The organism is Arenibacter catalasegens (genome assembly GCF_002909235.1).
Classification (GTDB): Bacteria; Bacteroidota; Bacteroidia; order Flavobacteriales; family Flavobacteriaceae; genus Arenibacter; species Arenibacter catalasegens.
Genome location: NZ_PHQQ01000017.1, coordinates 15,302 through 33,272, shown reverse-complemented (window position 1 = coordinate 33,272; position 17,971 = coordinate 15,302). Strand labels below are relative to the sequence as shown.

16 protein-coding genes are annotated in these 17,971 nt (G+C 33.6%); 2 read left to right on the top strand and 14 right to left on the bottom strand.

The features are described from left to right. The first annotated feature begins 110 nt into the window (after window positions 1–110). Entirely contained in the window at window positions 111–1,184 is a 1,074-nt protein-coding gene (locus CWD90_RS13740; RefSeq protein WP_103476648.1) for a sugar-transfer associated ATP-grasp domain-containing protein, read from the top strand. Between the two features lie 67 nt (window positions 1,185–1,251). Here the strand turns inward: CWD90_RS13740 and murJ are convergent, their stop codons facing one another. The 14 genes from murJ to cysQ form a co-directional block, all read right to left on the bottom strand. Beyond that, entirely contained in the window at window positions 1,252–2,505 is a 1,254-nt protein-coding gene (gene murJ, locus CWD90_RS13735; protein WP_262494955.1) for a murein biosynthesis integral membrane protein MurJ, read from the bottom strand. 112 nt (window positions 2,506–2,617) lie between these two features. Further along, a complete protein-coding gene (locus CWD90_RS13730) occupies window positions 2,618–3,721 on the bottom strand; it encodes a glycosyltransferase family 4 protein (protein WP_103476646.1) in 1,104 nt (367 codons plus the stop codon). Further along, entirely contained in the window at window positions 3,721–5,004 is a 1,284-nt protein-coding gene (locus CWD90_RS13725; RefSeq protein ID WP_103476645.1) for a nucleotide sugar dehydrogenase, read from the bottom strand. Before CWD90_RS13725 ends, CWD90_RS13730 begins: the two co-directional genes overlap by 1 nt. Window positions 5,005–5,011: 7 nt before the next feature. Then, window positions 5,012–6,340 (bottom strand): UDP-glucose dehydrogenase family protein, encoded by a 1,329-nt coding sequence (locus CWD90_RS13720; RefSeq protein WP_103476644.1) that lies wholly within the window; start codon window positions 6,338–6,340, stop codon window positions 5,012–5,014. 13 nt (window positions 6,341–6,353) lie between these two features. Further along, window positions 6,354–7,352 (bottom strand): SDR family oxidoreductase, encoded by a 999-nt coding sequence (locus tag CWD90_RS13715; RefSeq protein WP_103476643.1) that lies wholly within the window; start codon window positions 7,350–7,352, stop codon window positions 6,354–6,356. 205 nt (window positions 7,353–7,557) lie between these two features. Next, complete coding sequence (locus tag CWD90_RS13710) at window positions 7,558–8,589, bottom strand: NAD-dependent epimerase (protein WP_103476642.1); 1,032 nt, start codon at window positions 8,587–8,589, stop codon at window positions 7,558–7,560. A gap of 117 nt (window positions 8,590–8,706) precedes the next feature. Then, entirely contained in the window at window positions 8,707–9,723 is a 1,017-nt protein-coding gene (locus CWD90_RS13705) for a sulfotransferase (RefSeq protein ID WP_103476641.1), read from the bottom strand. Then, the gene (locus tag CWD90_RS13700; RefSeq protein ID WP_103476640.1) at window positions 9,686–10,015 is read right to left on the bottom strand and encodes a hypothetical protein; all 330 of its coding nucleotides are present in this window, start codon (window positions 10,013–10,015) and stop codon (window positions 9,686–9,688) included. The genes CWD90_RS13705 and CWD90_RS13700 overlap by 38 nt, the downstream gene beginning before the upstream one ends. A gap of 231 nt (window positions 10,016–10,246) precedes the next feature. Further along, window positions 10,247–11,578: an arylsulfotransferase family protein gene (locus CWD90_RS13695; RefSeq protein WP_103476639.1), complete on the bottom strand. Its 1,332-nt coding sequence runs from the start codon at window positions 11,576–11,578 to the stop codon at window positions 10,247–10,249. A 126-nt stretch (window positions 11,579–11,704) separates the two neighbouring features. Further along, complete coding sequence (locus CWD90_RS13690) at window positions 11,705–12,961, bottom strand: sulfate adenylyltransferase subunit 1 (RefSeq protein ID WP_103476638.1); 1,257 nt, start codon at window positions 12,959–12,961, stop codon at window positions 11,705–11,707. 20 nt (window positions 12,962–12,981) lie between these two features. After that, entirely contained in the window at window positions 12,982–13,887 is a 906-nt protein-coding gene (gene cysD, locus CWD90_RS13685) for a sulfate adenylyltransferase subunit CysD (RefSeq protein WP_103476709.1), read from the bottom strand. Window positions 13,888–13,891: 4 nt separating this feature from the next. Beyond that, a complete protein-coding gene (gene cysC / locus CWD90_RS13680; RefSeq protein WP_103476637.1) occupies window positions 13,892–14,482 on the bottom strand; it encodes an adenylyl-sulfate kinase in 591 nt (196 codons plus the stop codon). Continuing rightward, window positions 14,467–14,892 carry a DUF2061 domain-containing protein gene (locus CWD90_RS13675; RefSeq protein ID WP_103476636.1) on the bottom strand — a complete coding sequence of 142 codons (426 nt, stop codon included), beginning with the start codon at window positions 14,890–14,892 and terminating at the stop codon, window positions 14,467–14,469. Before CWD90_RS13675 ends, cysC begins: the two co-directional genes overlap by 16 nt. Further along, window positions 14,892–15,692 (bottom strand): 3'(2'),5'-bisphosphate nucleotidase CysQ, encoded by an 801-nt coding sequence (cysQ, locus tag CWD90_RS13670; RefSeq protein ID WP_239986521.1) that lies wholly within the window; start codon window positions 15,690–15,692, stop codon window positions 14,892–14,894. The genes CWD90_RS13675 and cysQ overlap by 1 nt, the downstream gene beginning before the upstream one ends. Before the next feature lie 1,031 nt (window positions 15,693–16,723). Between cysQ and CWD90_RS13665 the strand changes: the two genes are divergently transcribed. Beyond that, complete coding sequence (locus CWD90_RS13665) at window positions 16,724–17,941, top strand: IS4 family transposase (RefSeq protein WP_103476634.1); 1,218 nt, start codon at window positions 16,724–16,726, stop codon at window positions 17,939–17,941. Window positions 17,942–17,971: the final 30 nt, after the last annotated feature.

The following is a 17,971-nucleotide window of genomic DNA, read 5'->3' as shown; positions in this document are numbered from 1 at the left end:
TGGATATAAATTTATCGAAATATTTAATTTATGATTTGTTCAAAGGCAAAAAAAAAGAATTATTTAATATAACTTTAAACAATTAATTTCAGGCAAAAATATAAGTAAATATGAAACTATTATCACTGATTGTTTATATATCTTTAAAAGCTTATAAAAAAGCTACTAAAATTTCTCACAATATTAGGTGGAAAAGAAAGGTTAAAAAACTTTTGGAGTTGAAAAGGTCAAAAAAATTGACCAACACCCAAGTCAAGGAAATAAAATCATATTACAAAAGTTATGGTGTTAAAAATGTCAATGTTCTTTGGCATCAATATTATTCTGACTGCAACAATAATTTTTCCAAAAGTTATATTCCTGAAAATTTTTTCTATATGTATTTGGAATCAAAATTAAATAGAGAGTTGTATTTTCCGGCTTTGGAGGATAAGAATTTATTGGAAAGGTTATTCCCTAAAGTAAAGCAACCTGAAACAGTACTTAAAAATATAAACGGTTTTTACTACGGAGTAAATGGTCTTATTGATTGGGGAGAAATTCTTGAATTGTGTAATACGGGTGAGAATCTGGTCCTGAAGCCCACACTTGAAACTGGTGGAGGGAAAAATGTAATACTGTTTTCTTGCGAAAATGGAATTACCAATAACAGCCAGAGTTCCTTAAAGTCATTATTGGATGGCTATAAAAGAGATTTTATAATTCAAAGAGTTGTTAAGCAACATCCGAAAATGAGTGCTTTAAATGGAACATCCTTAAATACATTTCGCGTAATGACTTTATTAAAGAGTAGTGATGCAGTAGTTCTTTCTATTATTGTTAGGATGGGAAGGGAAGGAGCTTTTACCGATAATTCAACCGGAGGAGGATTATCTTGTGGTATAGATGAACAGGGGAATTTAAGAGAAAATGGGTTTCAAAATAATACTGGTAAAATTTTCATGACAACTGACAGTGGAATACCTTTTAAGGAAATTGCCCTCCCATTTGTGCAAAAAGTTAAAGAGATGGCCATAGAATTACATAAAACAGCGCCATTTTTTCGATTAATTTCCTGGGATTTCGCTATAGACAATTTGGGGGAAGTCGTTTTGATAGAAAATAATGTCAAAGGTCAGGACATTAATTTTCACCAATTGAACAACGGTCCTGTACTTTCTAGTTTACTGGATGAAATAAAATAAAATGGAATTCTGAAACTACTTGAAGTTCTATAAAAATAGGTGAATTTTTTTAAAAAATAAATACTGCCTATTTTTTCAGTGTTTCTTCCTGTCGACTTAGTTTTAGAGTATATCCAAATAATACGATGTTTTTTAAAATAACTACTACTGTAGTACAAATTGCTATACCAAAAATACCGTAATACTGCATTAGGATATAATCTAAAATGATATTAATGACCAATGCCCCAAAAGATACGTAGGCCATAATTGCATTTTTATTTATGCTTGTTAAAAAATTTACAATTATCATTCCGGCAATTGAAAAGGGAATGTAAGCCAATATAATTTTTTGAATTATGGATACTAAAGCTGTGTCTTCTGACGTAAATTCTTTACGCTCAAAAAATAGTTGTACAAAAAAATCTGTCGTAAATATGGCAATTATAGAAAATATAGCTGCTCCTATAAATAGAGACTTAAGAATTTTAAAAAGAAGTTTAAAAGTTTTTTTCTTGTTTTCAATTGCAGCTTTTGCAAAATATGGCAACAATACGTTGCTAATGGCAATAATTAATATACCAGATAAAAAGGCTGGCATTTTAAGACCATAATTTAAAGCTGCAATGGATCCAACGGCTAATTGAGCTGCAAAATACTGGTCTACAACTCCATTCATACCAGTTAAAAATCCAGAAGAGACCTTAGCCGGTAGTTGGTAGAACATTTGTTTGGCATTTATATTGCTAAAATTTGGCCAGGCAACACTTAGGACTTTCCTATGCAAACTTATCACTAGTAGATATAGAAACCCCAGAACAGCACCTATTAAGGTGCCTAAGGCTAGGACTGAATCTCCTAATATGTTTTGGAATAGCCAAAGGCATATAATAATTGAAACTGGTGTAAATATTGTTGTGAATGAGGTATATCTAAATTCCCCATTAATATTTAAGAGTCCACTTAAAATTGATGAAAAGCCCCATAAGAGAATACATGGTAGAACATAATGAAATTGTAATTTCACGAGAGCATAAAAAGCTTGGTCATGCCCTGCGAAAAAGTTTTCAAGATAGACATCGGTAAATAAATAGGCTATTATTAAGAAGAGAAATGAAACTAAACCCGTTATAAAGAAACCAGTTCCTTGGAATGAGGCAATGTTATTTCCAGTTTTCAATTCGGCGACATAGTTCGGGATAAATACATTTCTAAAAGCTCCTAGAAACACACTATTTATAAATCCAGGCACTAACATGGCAATAAAAAAAGTATCCAGCAATTCGGATAAACCAAAGGTAGCTGCAACGACCGATTCCTTGTAAAAACCAACACCCTTCATGAATAGGGTAATACTCATAACCAACACGATATTTTTAAATACCGGTTGATGGATTAGGCGTTTAATATTAAGATTTCCGAAGTATTCTTTTATATATTCAAACATTTGTAAATTATATCGAAAGCTGGATAATTCTATTCCATTGTTTAACGACGTAGTCCACCCTGAATTGATCTACGGTCTTCTGACCATTTTTGCCGAAGGATAATCTTAAATCTTCTTTTGAAATGAGTTGATTAATTTTCTCAGTTAAAACTTCCTCGTTGTTCATGGGGATGAGAAAGCCATTTATGCCATCTTCGATCAACTCGGATGGTCCGGTCGGACAATCTGTAGAAATACAGGGAATGCCAAAATGCATGGCTTCTATAAGGGCATTGGGGAAACCTTCAAATATTGAGGAGAAGGCAAAAATACTACAAGAATTGTAGTACTTATCTATATTTTTGGTTTTACTTTTTATTAATACCCTGTCCTTAAGGTCTAGTTTTTCAACCAATTGCTCGTAATCTTTCTTCTTGGGGCCTTCACCAATAATTAAAAGTTTCCAGTTTTTGTCATCGATTCTGGAAAATGACTTTATTAATACATCCTGTGCTTTTTGACGGGTTAATCTTCCAACATTAAGAATAATATTTTCTTTTAAAGCCTTTTTATCTCTTTTTAACGATAATTCATCAGAAATTGGATTAGGTAGAATTATTAATTTTTCTTCAGTTACGCTTGAAACATAATATTCTTTAATTTCCTTTGTTTGAACGACTAAAAAGTTTGCTTTATGATAACTAAAATTCTTAAGTATTTTCCAAAATTTATTGACTTTATTCTTATTCGGATTATTCCTTTCACTAATAATACAAGGGATAGAATTGCTTTTTGCAGCTAGAACAGATAGTACATTTGCGCTCGTTAAAAAACCAATCAAGAGTTGAATTTTTTCCTTTTTAACAATTGCATTGATTTTTTTTAGTAAAATATAATTGCTTTTTAAAGCATTAAATATATTTCTGCTTGGAGTAATTTTATCAACGCAGTGTACTAATTGAACGTCCTTGTGCAATTTATAAAATGGGACTATTTTAATAAATGTTATTATATAAACTTCATAATTTTTGATTAGAGCGTTCGCCAAGGTAGAAACAACACGCTCTGCTCCACCAGCCCCAAGTGAGGGAATAACAAAAGCAATTTTTTGCTTTTTAACTTTGTTGTGCATTATAATTTACCGTTTGCTATTTCAGGTATAAAACCTTTAACGTCATAAACCACCCCATTAGGTTTTAGGAGATTACTGAAATCTAAGGATAGAAATTGATTATGGGCCACTGTAAGTACAATTGCATCGAATTTTTTGTTCGATAATTCTTTAGAAGCAGTTAATTTATATTCGTGCATAACTTCTTCAGCCGACGCCCAAGGATCATAAATATCCACCAGCGCACCATAAGTGCTGAGGTTGTTAATAACGTCAACAGCTTTAGTATTGCGCACATCAGGACAATTTTCCTTGAACGTAATTCCCAATACCAATATGTTGGCACCTTTGACCTTAATATCATTTTGCACCATCAATTTAACTACTTCCGACGCTACATACTTACCCATACCATCGTTCATCCGTCTACCAGCCAAAATAATCTCAGGATGATACCCATATTCCTGTGCTTTTTGGGCTAAATAATAGGGGTCCACCCCAATACAGTGCCCTCCAACCAATCCTGGTTTAAAGGGCAGGAAATTCCATTTGGTGCCAGCAGCCTCCAAAACATCATGGGTGTCAATGCCCATTAAATTAAAGATTTTGGCCAGTTCATTTACAAAGGCAATATTGATATCTCGTTGCGAATTTTCTATTACCTTGGCCGCCTCGGCAACCCTGATGTTAGGGGCCAAATGCGTTCCAGCGGTAATTACAGAGGCATAAAGTTCATTTACTTTTTTGCCAATTTCTGGAGTTGAACCCGAGGTTACTTTTAATATTTTTTCTACGGTATGTTCCTTATCCCCTGGATTGATCCTTTCTGGGGAATACCCTGCATAAAAATCGATGTTGAATTTTAAGCCACTTATATTTTCCAAAACCGGAATACATTCATCCTCTGTGACCCCTGGGTAAACTGTAGATTCATATACTACGATATCTCCCTTTTTTAGTACTTGGCCTACTGTTTCACTGGCCTTATATAGTGGGGTTAAAATAGGTCTATTGGTACTGTCCACAGGAGTTGGAACTGTTACAATGTAGTAATTGCAATCTGCTATGTCTTCCAAACTATTTGTGCAATACAGTCCCGTATTATCCATTTTTGGGGTATCGGACAAAACGGCTTGTAAGATATCATCCTCTACTTCTAAGGTATTGTCCTTGCCTGCCTGTAATTCTGTTATTCTTTTTTCGTTGATATCAAATCCTATCACGGCGTATTTAGTTGCGAACAAGCGGGCTAATGGCAGGCCAACATATCCCAATCCAATTACGGCAATTTTTATTGAATTCATATATTAATTATTTTTTCCCGATTTGAAAATATTCAATTCCTTTCTCGTTCATTAATACATCGTTGTACTGATTACGTCCATCAAAAATAATAGGAGTATTCAATTGTACTTTTAGTTCTTCAAAATCAGGAGACCTAAACTCCTTCCATTCCGTCAACAAAATCATGGCATCCGCATTTTTCAGGGTTTCGTATTTGGAGTTATGATATGTTACACCGTCAATTCCTTTTAAATAGAAATGTTGAGCCTCTTTCATAGCTTTCGGATCATAGGCTTGTATTTTTGCTCCCCGCATCACTAATTCCTTAATAATATATATTGCAGGGGCTTCTCGCATATCATCTGTCTCAGGTTTAAAAGCCAAGCCCCAAATGGCAAAGGTCTTTCCTTTCAAATCCTCGCCAAATCTATTTATTACTTTATGGGCAATAACAAGTTTTTGCCTGTCGTTTACATCCTCAACAGAGGTAATCAAACTAGCTTTATAACCATGTTCCTCAGCAGTTTTTTTCAACGCCTTAACATCTTTTGGAAAACATGAACCACCGTAGCCTGAACCAGGATAGATAAAGCTATAGCCAATTCTACTATCAGACCCAATACCAATTCTCACTTTATTCACATCAGCACCTACCAATTCACAAATATTGGCGATTTCATTCATAAACGAAATTTTGGTAGCCAACATGGCGTTAGCCACATATTTGGTCATTTCCGCTGAACGAACATCCATGGTAATCAAACGATCAAGACTACTTCTAAAGAAAGGGGAATACAATGTGCGCATTTTTTCGGTCGCTCCTGCATTATCCGAGCCTATAACCACCCGGTCAGGTTTCATGAAATCGCTTATAGCATCTCCTTCTTTTAGAAACTCTGGATTTGAGACTACATGATATTCAATGCTAACCTGTCGTATGTCCAATTCCTTTTGAATAGTAGCGGATACTTTATCCGCAGTACCAACAGGAACTGTAGATTTGTCTACAATAATTAAAGGATGTGTCATATGTTGACCTATTTCCTTTGCTACTTGTAGTACATATTTTAAATCAGCAGAACCGTCATCTCCCATTGGTGTCCCTACTGCAATGAAGGCTAAATCACATTTCTGCAAATGATTATGTAGTTTGGTGCTGAATCGCAGTGTATTATTTTGAATATTTCTCTTAACCATGGCTTCCAAACCTGGTTCGTAAATAGGGATTATACCGTTTTTTAAATTGTCTATTTTTTTTGTGTCAACATCAATACAGGTTACCGTATTTCCCATTTCGGCAAAACAAGTACCACTAACCAGACCTACATAGCCCGTTCCAATAACAGTTAAATTCATTTTAGATAATATTTTATTTTAAATTTTTCCAATACCATGTTACGGCTTCTTGCAGCCCAGTTTCAATATTGTATTCTGGATCGTATTCCAGCAAATTTTTCGCTTTTTGAATAGATGCAAGGGAATGTGGTACATCACCTTGTCGGTTGGGTCCAAAGCTGATTTCTACTTGGGCAATCTTGGAATCAAATACACTTAAATATTTTTTTAATAGAGACACTAGCTCTTTTAAATCTGTTCGTTCCCCATAAGCTACATTGTAAACGGTATTTACAGCCTCTTTATTATTACTGTTTATGGCCCTAAGATTCATTTGGATCACATTGTCTATATATGTGAAATCCCTAGAATAGCTACCATCTCCATTTATAACGGGGGATTCGTATTTCATCAACTGCATTACAAATTTCGGGATTACCGCAGCATAGGCGCCATTTGGGTCCTGTTTTCTTCCGAAAACATTAAAATATCGCAGACCAATGGTCTCAAGTCCATAAGTTTTACTAAAAATATCAGCATACAGTTCGTTTACATATTTAGTAATGGCATATGGGGAGAGCGGTTTTCCAATTACATCTTCCACTTTAGGCAATGCTTCAGAATCACCATAGGTAGAGGAACTGGCGGCATAAATAAAACGTTTTACCTTGGCATCCCTTGCAGCAACCAACATATTTAAAAACCCGGAAACGTTTACTTCGTTGGTGGTAATCGGGTCATTTATAGATCTTGGAACCGATCCCAATGCGGCTTGGTGCAGAATGTAATCAGCCACATTGCATGCCTTTTGGCAATCGGTCAAATTTCGAATATCGCCTTCAATGAGCTCAAAATTTGGATTTGCTTTTAAATGCGCAATATTTTCTCGTTTACCAGTAGCAAAATTATCTAGGCAAGTCACCTTGTTGCCATTATTTAACAGTGCTTCGCATAGATTGGAACCAATAAATCCGGCCCCTCCTGTGACTAGTATACGGTAGGAAGAATTTAAGCCAATTGAAGTAAAATGCATTTTGAATTATTTTAAGCCGCAAAGATGAATAAAAGATACTTAAATAGATGCCAATAGTATTTTAAGTCGCAATAAACTCGATGAAATGAAATTACTGCATAATTTTAAAGGTTTAAAGGCTATTGTTACTTTTCTTTTTTTTATTGTTCTTTTACTGCTTTAACTGGATTACTTTTAAATTTTTATAGATTGCGATAAGGATAATTTAGTTATAACTATAAAATTTTTTATACCAATCGATAAATTGACCAACACCTTCCTTAATAGGAGTGTTGGGCCTGTAATTATAATCTTTTATGAGGTCATCGACATTTGCCCATGTTTTTTCCACATCCCCGGCCTGCATTGGTAAAAGATTCCGTTTGGCTTGGATACCCAATTTTTTCTCTATTGCTTCAATAAAATCTAGTAACTTCACCGAATTGTTGTTTCCGATATTGTAAATTTTGTACTTTTCCCCCTTGTCAATTCGAGGTTTTACATCTTTTTCTAATATGCGGACTACGCCTTCGGTAATATCATCTATATAAGTAAAATCTCGTTCCATTTTTCCATTGTTGAAGACTTTTATAGGTTTGCCTTGAACCATGGCGTCTGTAAATAGGAACATAGCCATGTCCGGCCTTCCCCAAGGACCATAGACCGTAAAAAAGCGTAATCCAGTAGTCGCAAAACCGTACAAATGACTGTAGGTATGGGCCATGAGTTCATTACTTTTTTTAGTTGCAGCATAAAGGCTTATGGGATGGTCTACATTATCTTTGGTTTCGAAGGGCACCTTTTTGTTGAGGCCATATACACTGGAGCTGCTGGCATATACTAGATGTTTAATATTGTAATTTCTACAACATTCCAAGATATTAAGAAAGCCGACCACATTACTATCAATATAGGCTTCGGGATTTTCTAGACTATAACGTACTCCGGCCTGGGCGGCAAGATTACATACTACCTCAAAATCTTGCTCTTGGAATAGTTTGGGTAGGGCCTCTCGGTCTTCTAGATTTAAGCGTATAAATTTAAAGGTATTTGGGCTTGTTTCGCTAATACTAAGTTGGTTGAATTTTTCGGAATTTTCCTTAGTAATGCCAAGTTCCCTTAAGCGGGCGTATTTTAGATTAACATCGTAATAGTCATTGATATTGTCCAGTCCAACCACAGTATGACCTTGGTCTATTAATACTTTGGACACATAAAACCCAATAAAACCGGCTGCCCCTGTAACTAATATTTTCATAAATTTAATGGCTTTCCTTCTGATTAATAATTGTTCAAAAATAATGCAAAAATCTAAACTTAAACTGAAACACAAATATTGTGTCTAAAAAAACATTTTTTAGATTGAAATAAGTGTTTAATACTTTTTTAAAGCGTTTAGTTTATTGTAGACCTGTTTAGCTCGATTTTGTACTTCAGGATTACATTCAACGGACTGATAGACCATTGGTTTATGTTTTTTGATGCTACTGGGTAAGGGCTTGACTTGGAGATTTTTGCCCACATATTCAAAAACACCGTCAGGTTCATTAACCAGATCTTCAAAAGAAATGAGCATAAAAGAATCGTCGAAAGTATCTAGTACATATTCATAATAATTAATCCATAGAATAATCCAATAATTTATATCTTCAAGATCATATTGTGTTCTTGTTTCTATAAAATCCGAGGTCAATAGAAAAGGTTTATGATTAAGACCAAATTCGTGATGCCCCAAATAGTTGAAATAATCCAGAACAAATGGATCATCAAGTTGGCTGTCGGAAAAACTACGGTGCAACTTCATTAAGGATGAAGCATGTGAAATGGGCTCCCTAAATAAAATAAATATTTTACTATTGTTTATTTTTTTTAAGGTATCCAGCCTTAAAATGTTGTTATTGTTTTTTGAGATATATTTTTGTTTTTGCTTTGACAAACAAATCAAGGATATGTAAGTCAAATATTTGTTTACAATTTCTTCATTAACTGTATGAGGTAATAGTCCATCCTTTATATAAGAATCCTTCATGAATACCTTCCAAAAATATTCATCAAATTCTTCAGGTGAATTGCCATCTATGATTATACCATCTTTGTGGGCTCTCTCATGAGCCTCAATCTTAAGTTTTTTATTCCAAAAATTTGGGGAAAGCAAAATCGGCATATTGGAATATTGCAGGGAAGCATATTCATCGGAACCAAATATTTTATTCATTAGGGCCGTTGTTCCCGATCTTGCCAAACCAGTTATAAATACGTATTCCTGGATTTGGATATTTTTAGACTTAGGCCCATAAATAATTTCTTCCAATTCCAAGGATGACTTTGCTAAAAAATAATTTGATAAATATAGTTTATGTAGTATTTTTTCGCTTTTTGAGTAACTTGACATATTGTTTTTTTATAATGATATAGAGCACTACTGCAATCAAAGAAACTAAAGTTCCACCCAGGCTATATAGTGTTTCTGAGTGTGTAGAATTAAATAGTTCATCTATAACGAATATGGAAATAAATGGGCTGATAAATAAAATAATACTTCCAATGAGCTTTAATAGATAAATGATTTGTTTTGAAATCTGATGTAATAATTCCTTTTGTTTCTCTTCATCGGTTTTGGTTTTATCCTGTAAAGCTTTTAACTGGAATTTATAAGAGTTGGTCAAGTTTTTCACAAGTGTCATTATCCCAAGATTATCGAAGATGGCGCAAGAGAGTATTGTTATAATGAAAATAAGGAAATAAATCAAATTAGCCTTTATTTAGTTTGGTCTTAATGAAATTAATGAATCGTTTGATAGGCAACCAAAAAATGGCTACCAAAAAAGCGAAAAAAGTCAAAAAAATACCTGAAATAACAGCAATTATTCCGCCTCCAAGGCCAGGTCCTAGATATAAAAACATAGTTGTAAAATTTAATTAATTATTCTGCTCCAAAATAGACTTGAAATATGATTGTCATCGAGTCTTTTTACAAATTCAATTTTTTTATGGATACTATCACCTATTATTATTTTCCCATCATTTGTTTCTTCTATAAATAAGTCACCATTTGATAGGACATCACATCTTCCAGAGGTAATGGTATTTACCATTTCATTTTTTAATAATCTACTATATGGAATAAATATAGTGTCTTTTTCAAAGTCATAAATGTAAATTTCATTGTTTTTTCTTTTGGCACTGAAGAAAAGATTTTGAGAGGTTAATTTAGGGTCAATCGTACTTTCTTCACGAATAACATCATTTCCATAGACGACTATCTTGTTATTATCCAGAAAATCTACGTCATGTTGATTATACCAAGGGCCATGTTTTATCCAAATTATTTTAGAGGTACTGGGCCTGTATATAAATATTGTACTAAGATTTCTACAGGATATTAAAAGGTCTCCTTTTTTCCAATGATCCGAATCTGTAAGTGCTGGTTGTATGTCATTTAAATGAATGGGGTCACTTATAAATTGACCTTTCGATAACAGTAAATCCTCAAATCCATTTTCTAGTAATATTGCAATTACTGATTTACTATAAATTATATCACCATTTTTCGGGTTTATTTTTGTGATTTCATCGTCTAAGAGAATTGTTTTGTAGGTATCGTAATCTTCTGGTAATATGTCATATTTCCCTGATAGAAAAGGTTGTGTAGAGGTGAAAATATACCCTTCGTGGTCTTCTTCTATTGTATGATGGTAATTCCTGTCGTTTTTTAACCAAACGGTATTACTGTTTTTATCAATTTTAACCAATAAACTGGTAAGTTGGGAATTCAGTATCAATGAACTATCCTGAGCAAAGAAAGGGTGCATAAAATACAAGTCACTTCCCTTATTTGGCCTCCGTGGATACATTTGATTGTAAGCTTGATCATACAGGCTTTTATTGTCCGGTTCCCAACGTTTTAATAGTTTTCCTGTACTCAATTCATAAAGGTCAAATTTTTGACCAAATTCTTTTTCTTTATAAGAAATCAATATTTTGGGATATTGATCAAAATTATGATTGCCAAAATATGTAAAACCATCTTTAGCCTCTACATTTTTGATTAAAAATTCAGGGAGATCCAAAACTTGTTTTACCATTGATGGTAATTCGGCTAATACTTTAATAGGCTCTGCAAACATTCCAAATTTATTAACGCCCCCATCCTTTGATAAATAGATATTACGGACTGTTGAAGACAGGAAAATGGAGAAAAATAGTAGTCCAGCTATTGAAATAAAAATTAACCTTAATTTTTTCATACTTTAATTAAAGAATTTATTATTTATTATTTGTTATTAATCGATATAGGTAATACTATTTCGGTTTAATGAGTAAAAACATGTTCATTTCAGAATAAATTGTTTTTATAAATGTTCTAATTAAAGTTACACTATCATTCCTGCCGCTACTGTTTCGTTAGTATTATCATCTATTAAAATAATACTACCTGTAACCCGGTTTTCACGGTAAGAATCAATCAATAGTGGTTTTGTAGTACGTATTTTGACCTTACAAATGTCATTCATTTTTAATTCTTTTTCGTTTGGTAAACGAGAAAGGGAGTTTATATCAATTTTATAAATAATTTCCTTTATAATTGCTTTTTGCTCATTGGAAGTATGTCTTATTGTATATTTTGAAGTGGGTTTCGCAGGTAAATGGGTTAGCCAACATAACATTACTTCAATATCTTGGGAAGCCCCCGATTTGTTATTGGATCTAACGATCATATCTCCTCTACTAACATCGATATCGTCTTCAAGGGTTATCGAGACCGACATGGGTGCAAATGCCCTTTTTAATTCTCCTTCAATAGTATCTATAGTCTTTATTTTCGAAGTAAAGCCGGAAGGCATTACCGTAATCTCATCTCCAATTCTAAAAACCCCACTAGCTACTCGACCAGCATAGCCTCTATAATCAAGATATTCACCACTTTGGGGACGTAGAACTGTCTGCACTGGGAATCTGGCATCTACCTTATTAATATCACTACTTATATGAATTGTTTCTAAAGTGTGTAAAAGTAGACCACCTTGGTACCATGGCATATTTTCAGATCTATGTACTACGTTATCACCCAATAGAGCACTTATGGGGATAAATCTGATGTCCTTGACCAACAGCTTCGATGAAAACTCTTCAAATTGAGCTACAACGCCATCATATGCTTCTTCCTTAAAATCTACTAGATCCATTTTATTTATACAAACTATAATATGTGGAATCTGGAGTAAGGACGCAATAAATGCATGCCTCTTAGTCTGTTCAATTACACCATGGCGAGCATCTATTAAAATAATTGCGACGTTGGCTGTTGAGGCCCCGGTAACCATATTTCTCGTGTATTGTATATGCCCAGGAGTATCCGCAATAATAAACTTACGTTTAGGAGTGGTAAAGTACCTATAGGCAACATCAATGGTAATACCTTGTTCCCTTTCATCTTTTAATCCATCTGTAAACAAAGCAAGATCAACCCCATTATGACCTTTATTAATACTGGTTGTTGTAATGGCTTCAAGTTGATCCTCGAATATAGATTTGGAATCGTATAGTAGCCTACCAATCAGAGTACTTTTACCGTCATCGACACTACCGGCAGTAGTGAATCGCAATAATTGACTATTATTAATATTCATTATTTAGTAATTAAATTTTGTTAAAAGTACCCTTGTCTTTTTCGGTCTTCCATGGCAGTATCCGACCTTTTGTCATCACTTCTATTGCCACGTTCCGTATTTCTCATCGCCGCTACTTCCTGAACTATTTTTTCGAGGGTATCAGCATCTGATTCTATCCCCCCAGTTATAGTTATGTCTCCCAGTGTTCTAAAGCGAATCTTTTTTACATGAGTTTCTTCCTTGGAGTCAAGAATTAAAAATTCTGAATTCGGTATCCAAGAATCATTACGCCAAACTACTTCTCTTTCATGAGCAAAATACAAAGATGGAATTTGTATGCTTTCCCTCTTAATGTAGTTCCATATATCCATTTCTGTCCAATTGCTTATAGGAAAGACCCTGAAATGCTCACCTTGGAATTGCTTTCCATTGAATAAATTCCAAAGTTCTGGACGTTGATTTTTTGGATCCCATTGCCCAAATTCATCCCGATGTGAGAAGAAACGTTCCTTGGCCCTGGATTTTTCCTCATCTCTTCTGCCTCCACCTATGGCACAATCTATTTTATTTGTTTCTATAGCATCCAATAGGGTAGTAATCTGTAAGGCATTTCTTGTGGCGTTTTTACCTTTTTCCTCTGCTATTCTACCTTTGTCAATGGAATCCTGCACATAACCAACGATAAGTCTTACTCCCATAACCTTAACTAACTCATCTCTAAAAGAAATGGTTTCAGGAAAATTATGACCTGTATCCACATGCATTAAGGCAAATGGAATTTTACTTGGAAAAAAAGCTTTTTTAGCTAAATGTGTTAAGACAATGGAATCTTTACCGCCAGAGAAAAGGATTACAGGATTTTGAAATTGGGCCCATACCTCTCTCAGTACATAAATAGACTCTGATTCCAATTCATCCAAATAGTTTAAAAAGTATTTATTCATCATTTCAGAGTATTAATTTGTTTTTAATTTTGTCATATATAATCTCTACGGATTCTTCAACAGAGTGCAGCTCTGAAACTTCCACATCAGGGTTTTGAGGTGCTTCGTAGGGTGCGGAAATACCTGTCATATTTTTTATTTCCCCTTTTCTGGCCTTTTTATATAATCCTTTTACATCACGTAATTCACATTCTTCCAAAGACGTATTCACAAATACCTCCACATAATTTTCTTTTTCTATAATTGCCTTTATAAACTCCCGATCTTCTTTATAAGGAGCAATAAAAGCAGCGAGTACTACCACCCCAGCGTCCACAAACAATTTGGAGATTTCCCCTATCCGTCTAATATTTTCTGATCGGTCCTTTTTACTAAAAGTAAGATTCTGATTAATCCCGCTGCGTACATTATCTCCATCCAGAACATAGGTTTTTATTTTGAGCTGATGCAATTTTTGTTCCAATGCATTAGCAATGGTAGATTTTCCAGATCCAGAAAACCCTGTAAAAAATATCAAGAAGGAATTATGTCCGTTTGCTTTTCTTCTGAGAGTACGGCTTATTTTATACTCTTGTTGTACTATGTTTTTTTCCATTTTTTAGCTCTTCTCGTTTTATCCAAACCAAAATTAATCTTATACCATGTACGTTCATGTAAATAATATAAAATCATTTTTGTAATTATTTCGGCTGCTCCAATCTTTAATCCTGTGAGTGCATTTCCTGTAATTATCCATGAAAGTGTAATTGTATCTAAAGTACCAATTATTCGCCAAGAAATAGTTTTTATTAAGTGTCGTGTTTTGCTTTCTTCAACATAAAATTTAAACCAGAACCTCTCATGGAGATAGTAAAGTATTAATTTCGTGAACATTTCTAGCATCCCAATTTTTAGCCCTGTAAATGGGTTACCTGTGATTGCCCATGAAAGTACAATGGTGTCCACGGTACCCACTAGTCGCCAGGTGATGGTTTTGGCAATATGCCTTTTATGAGAGCTATCCATTATGAACTTTGAAGTATAAAATGATTGTTCAATAAATTTTCCTTGTTATACATTAATTCATATTGGGAGTTTTTTGATAATACTTTTAATCCTACCGCATTGCAAATCGCATGACCTGCAGCCGTGTCCCATTCCATAGTAGGGGCAAAACGAGGGTAAATATCTGCTTTGCCTTCTGCTACTATACATAGTTTAAGGGAACTCCCCATGGAAACAATTTCTACTTGATCAAACTTTTTCTTTAAACCATTTATAAAATCCAAAGTTTCCGAATTCATGTGTGATCGGCTTCCTACTACCCTAATGGTACTTGTTGGAGTAGGATTAGGTGAAATTTTATATTGAACATCATAAAGTTCACCCTTTAACATCTGTTCTTCCTTTAACAGTATTTTATAAGCATTTCTACTTTTTACATCGGCATAAAATAGTTCTTTGCTATTAGGGGCATAAATTACTCCGAGTATTGGTCTTCCCATTTCACACATCGCTATATTAACGGTGAATTCGCCATTTTTATTGACAAATTCTTTTGTTCCATCCAACGGGTCCACTATCCAACATTTTTTCCAATTCTTTCTTACGTCATAGTCCGCATTCTTATTTTCTTCACTAATTATTGGAATATTGGAAGTATTTAAAATTTTATTTATGATTATATTGGCAGCTGTATCTGCCTCAGTTAAAGGGGAATTATCATCTTTTAATTTCTGATTATAGCTTGGTTTATTGTAAACCTTCATGATAGCTATTCCTGCCGTTATGGCAGCCTCAATGGCGAGCTCTAAATAATTTTTCAAAGCACTATTTTCATCAGGCATATAAAGTTGAATTACTTAATTGGTTGGTTTACATTACAAAATATAATTATAATTAAATTTTATACAATGAATTTACGATGTAAGTCGGATAAGTTCGTTAAGAGGTAAGATAATTTGTATTCGATAAATTGGCATTTTAATATTAAATATTGAAAAATAAATTAGATTATTTTAATTGATTTAATTTAATATTTTTTTCGTTTCCTTACTTGAAATGGGTAATTGATAATTTTCAAAAAGGTTTTATTATAATAATAGAGCTGGTATTTCCTAAAGTTATAAACTAAATATTTATTACCACAAGCTAGTGTGAATTTTAAAACCCATAATTTAAGTGTAATAAAGAGAAATGTAATTATTGTAAAGCCGCTGTATTGGTTATAATCGATAAAAAAGACCATAAAAAATATGATAAAGATCTTATTGAAAATTATGAATTGAAGATCCGAATAATTTTTTTTATAATATTTTAACTTTTGATGTTATTAATTTATTCTTGAAGGCAAGTAATACTTTAAAAGTAAAGGTAATGAATCTAGTAATTGCGCATTTCTTATAGAGAAAGAGCATCTTTGTTTCCATTTAAAGTTATTTAATTTGAAAACATATTGTAGTTAACCAATCCCCAAGCCTAGATTAATAGTTGATAGAATATAATTTTGTTTCATTAAAAATTTTAACGGATTTATGAAAATTAAGAATATTGGATAAAGAGCTCTTTATATTATTTATTTTTTTTACGAAATGAAAATCTAAACCTTGATTTCTTAAATGGCTGGCTTAATTTATGGGAGGAGTAGGATTACCTTAAGGCATGTGTTGTTTCCTTGATAAGGTAAATGGAATAAAAAAAGGGGCTTGGACAGGCAGTCATGGTCGGAAGATTTTTTCTTCCGACTTTTTTTGTTTTTTACATCCCCATAATTTTTGGCCAACTGATTGATTTTCAGGCATTTAACTTGTTTTTATGATGTAAATTTCGTATCTTAATATCTGATAATCAGCCTATTATGTCAGTATTTAAAGGTCACAAGATTTCAGTAAATCAATTGTTGGGGGTAATTCCAGAAGCTCTTTTATCCAAACTTTCGGTAACCACTAAAATAGATTATTATGCCAAGGTCCTTCATGGAAAAAAGATGTTCTATCTTTTGCTATATGGTATTTTAGAAAATGAAAAACTTAGCCAGCGTACCCTAGAGGATACATTTAATGATGTGATCTTCAAAACTCTTTTTGATCTGGATAAATCAGAAAGTATAAGACGAAGCTCCATTTCAGAAAGATTATCTAAAATTGACTCGGATTACTTCCGTCAGATCTATCAATGTGTCTACCATCAGTTTTACGATGCCTATTCCAACAAGGATGGCGAAAAATATCACTTGATCCATGTTGATAGTTCTATGGTCAGTGAGGCATCGGGTAAACTGTTGGAAGGACTTGACAATAAAAGTGGAAAAAAGTCGGTCAAGAATAGTATTGCTTTTGACGGCTTATTGCCCTGCCACTCCAATGTGTTCAATAAAGCAAAGTATTCTAGTGAAGATATAGCCTTGCCGCAGGCTATACTAAACCATGTAAAGCAAGAAACGCACCATCAAAACATTTACGTTATTGATAGAGGTCTCCAATCTACAAAAACAATGAAATCATTCACTAATGATTCTGTCACTTTTATTGTTAGAGCAAAAGAAAATCGAAAACATATAGAACTACAATCATTGCTTGATCAAGATCAAGACTTGGATTTGGGAGAGTTGATTCTTGTTAAGGACAGTAAAGTCCATCTTTACACAGGAAGAGCTATTGATAACAAAAAAGGCAATATCCACCATCGAGAAGAATTGGTGGAGACTCCTTTTCGTCTGATTGTCGCAAAAACCAAGGCAGAAGGTTCTAAGGATTTTTGGTTTATTACCAATGATTTTGATCTATCCGCCAAAGAAGTTGCCCAGGCCTATAGAAGAAGATGGGATATTGAGGTATTCTTTCGTTTTATCAAACAAGAACTTAATGTGAGCCACCTTGTGTCGTTGAACAAAAACGGAATAGAAGTGATGTTATATATGACCTTGATTGTGGCCATGTTGGTCCTAATATACAAAAAGGCCAATAGGATAGGATACAAAACAGCCAAGAGAAGATTTAAAATGGAACTCAGAAATTTGGCCATTGCTATGATTGTGGTAAAATGTGAAGGGAAATTAGATCATTTTGAAACATAAAAAAATGGTCGGAATTTCTTCCGACCATGA

Bases quoted from the DNA above. Each gene is read 5' to 3' on its own strand.
- CWD90_RS13740 (WP_103476648.1), top strand. From the start codon at position 111: ATGAAACTATTATCACTGATTGTTTATATATCTTTAAAAGCTTATAAA.
- murJ (WP_262494955.1), bottom strand. From the start codon at position 2,505: ATGAAGGGTGTTGGTTTTTACAAGGAATCGGTCGTTGCAGCTACCTTT.
- CWD90_RS13730 (WP_103476646.1), bottom strand. From the start codon at position 3,721: ATGCACAACAAAGTTAAAAAGCAAAAAATTGCTTTTGTTATTCCCTCA.
- CWD90_RS13725 (WP_103476645.1), bottom strand. From the start codon at position 5,004: ATGAATTCAATAAAAATTGCCGTAATTGGATTGGGATATGTTGGCCTG.
- CWD90_RS13720 (WP_103476644.1), bottom strand. From the start codon at position 6,340: ATGAATTTAACTGTTATTGGAACGGGCTATGTAGGTCTGGTTAGTGGT.
- CWD90_RS13715 (WP_103476643.1), bottom strand. From the start codon at position 7,352: ATGCATTTTACTTCAATTGGCTTAAATTCTTCCTACCGTATACTAGTC.
- CWD90_RS13710 (WP_103476642.1), bottom strand. From the start codon at position 8,589: ATGAAAATATTAGTTACAGGGGCAGCCGGTTTTATTGGGTTTTATGTG.
- CWD90_RS13705 (WP_103476641.1), bottom strand. From the start codon at position 9,723: ATGTCAAGTTACTCAAAAAGCGAAAAAATACTACATAAACTATATTTA.
- CWD90_RS13700 (WP_103476640.1), bottom strand. From the start codon at position 10,015: ATGACACTTGTGAAAAACTTGACCAACTCTTATAAATTCCAGTTAAAA.
- CWD90_RS13695 (WP_103476639.1), bottom strand. From the start codon at position 11,578: ATGAAAAAATTAAGGTTAATTTTTATTTCAATAGCTGGACTACTATTT.
- CWD90_RS13690 (WP_103476638.1), bottom strand. From the start codon at position 12,961: ATGAATATTAATAATAGTCAATTATTGCGATTCACTACTGCCGGTAGT.
- cysD (WP_103476709.1), bottom strand. From the start codon at position 13,887: ATGAATAAATACTTTTTAAACTATTTGGATGAATTGGAATCAGAGTCT.
- cysC (WP_103476637.1), bottom strand. From the start codon at position 14,482: ATGGAAAAAAACATAGTACAACAAGAGTATAAAATAAGCCGTACTCTC.
- CWD90_RS13675 (WP_103476636.1), bottom strand. From the start codon at position 14,892: ATGGATAGCTCTCATAAAAGGCATATTGCCAAAACCATCACCTGGCGA.
- CWD90_RS13665 (WP_103476634.1), top strand. From the start codon at position 16,724: ATGTCAGTATTTAAAGGTCACAAGATTTCAGTAAATCAATTGTTGGGG.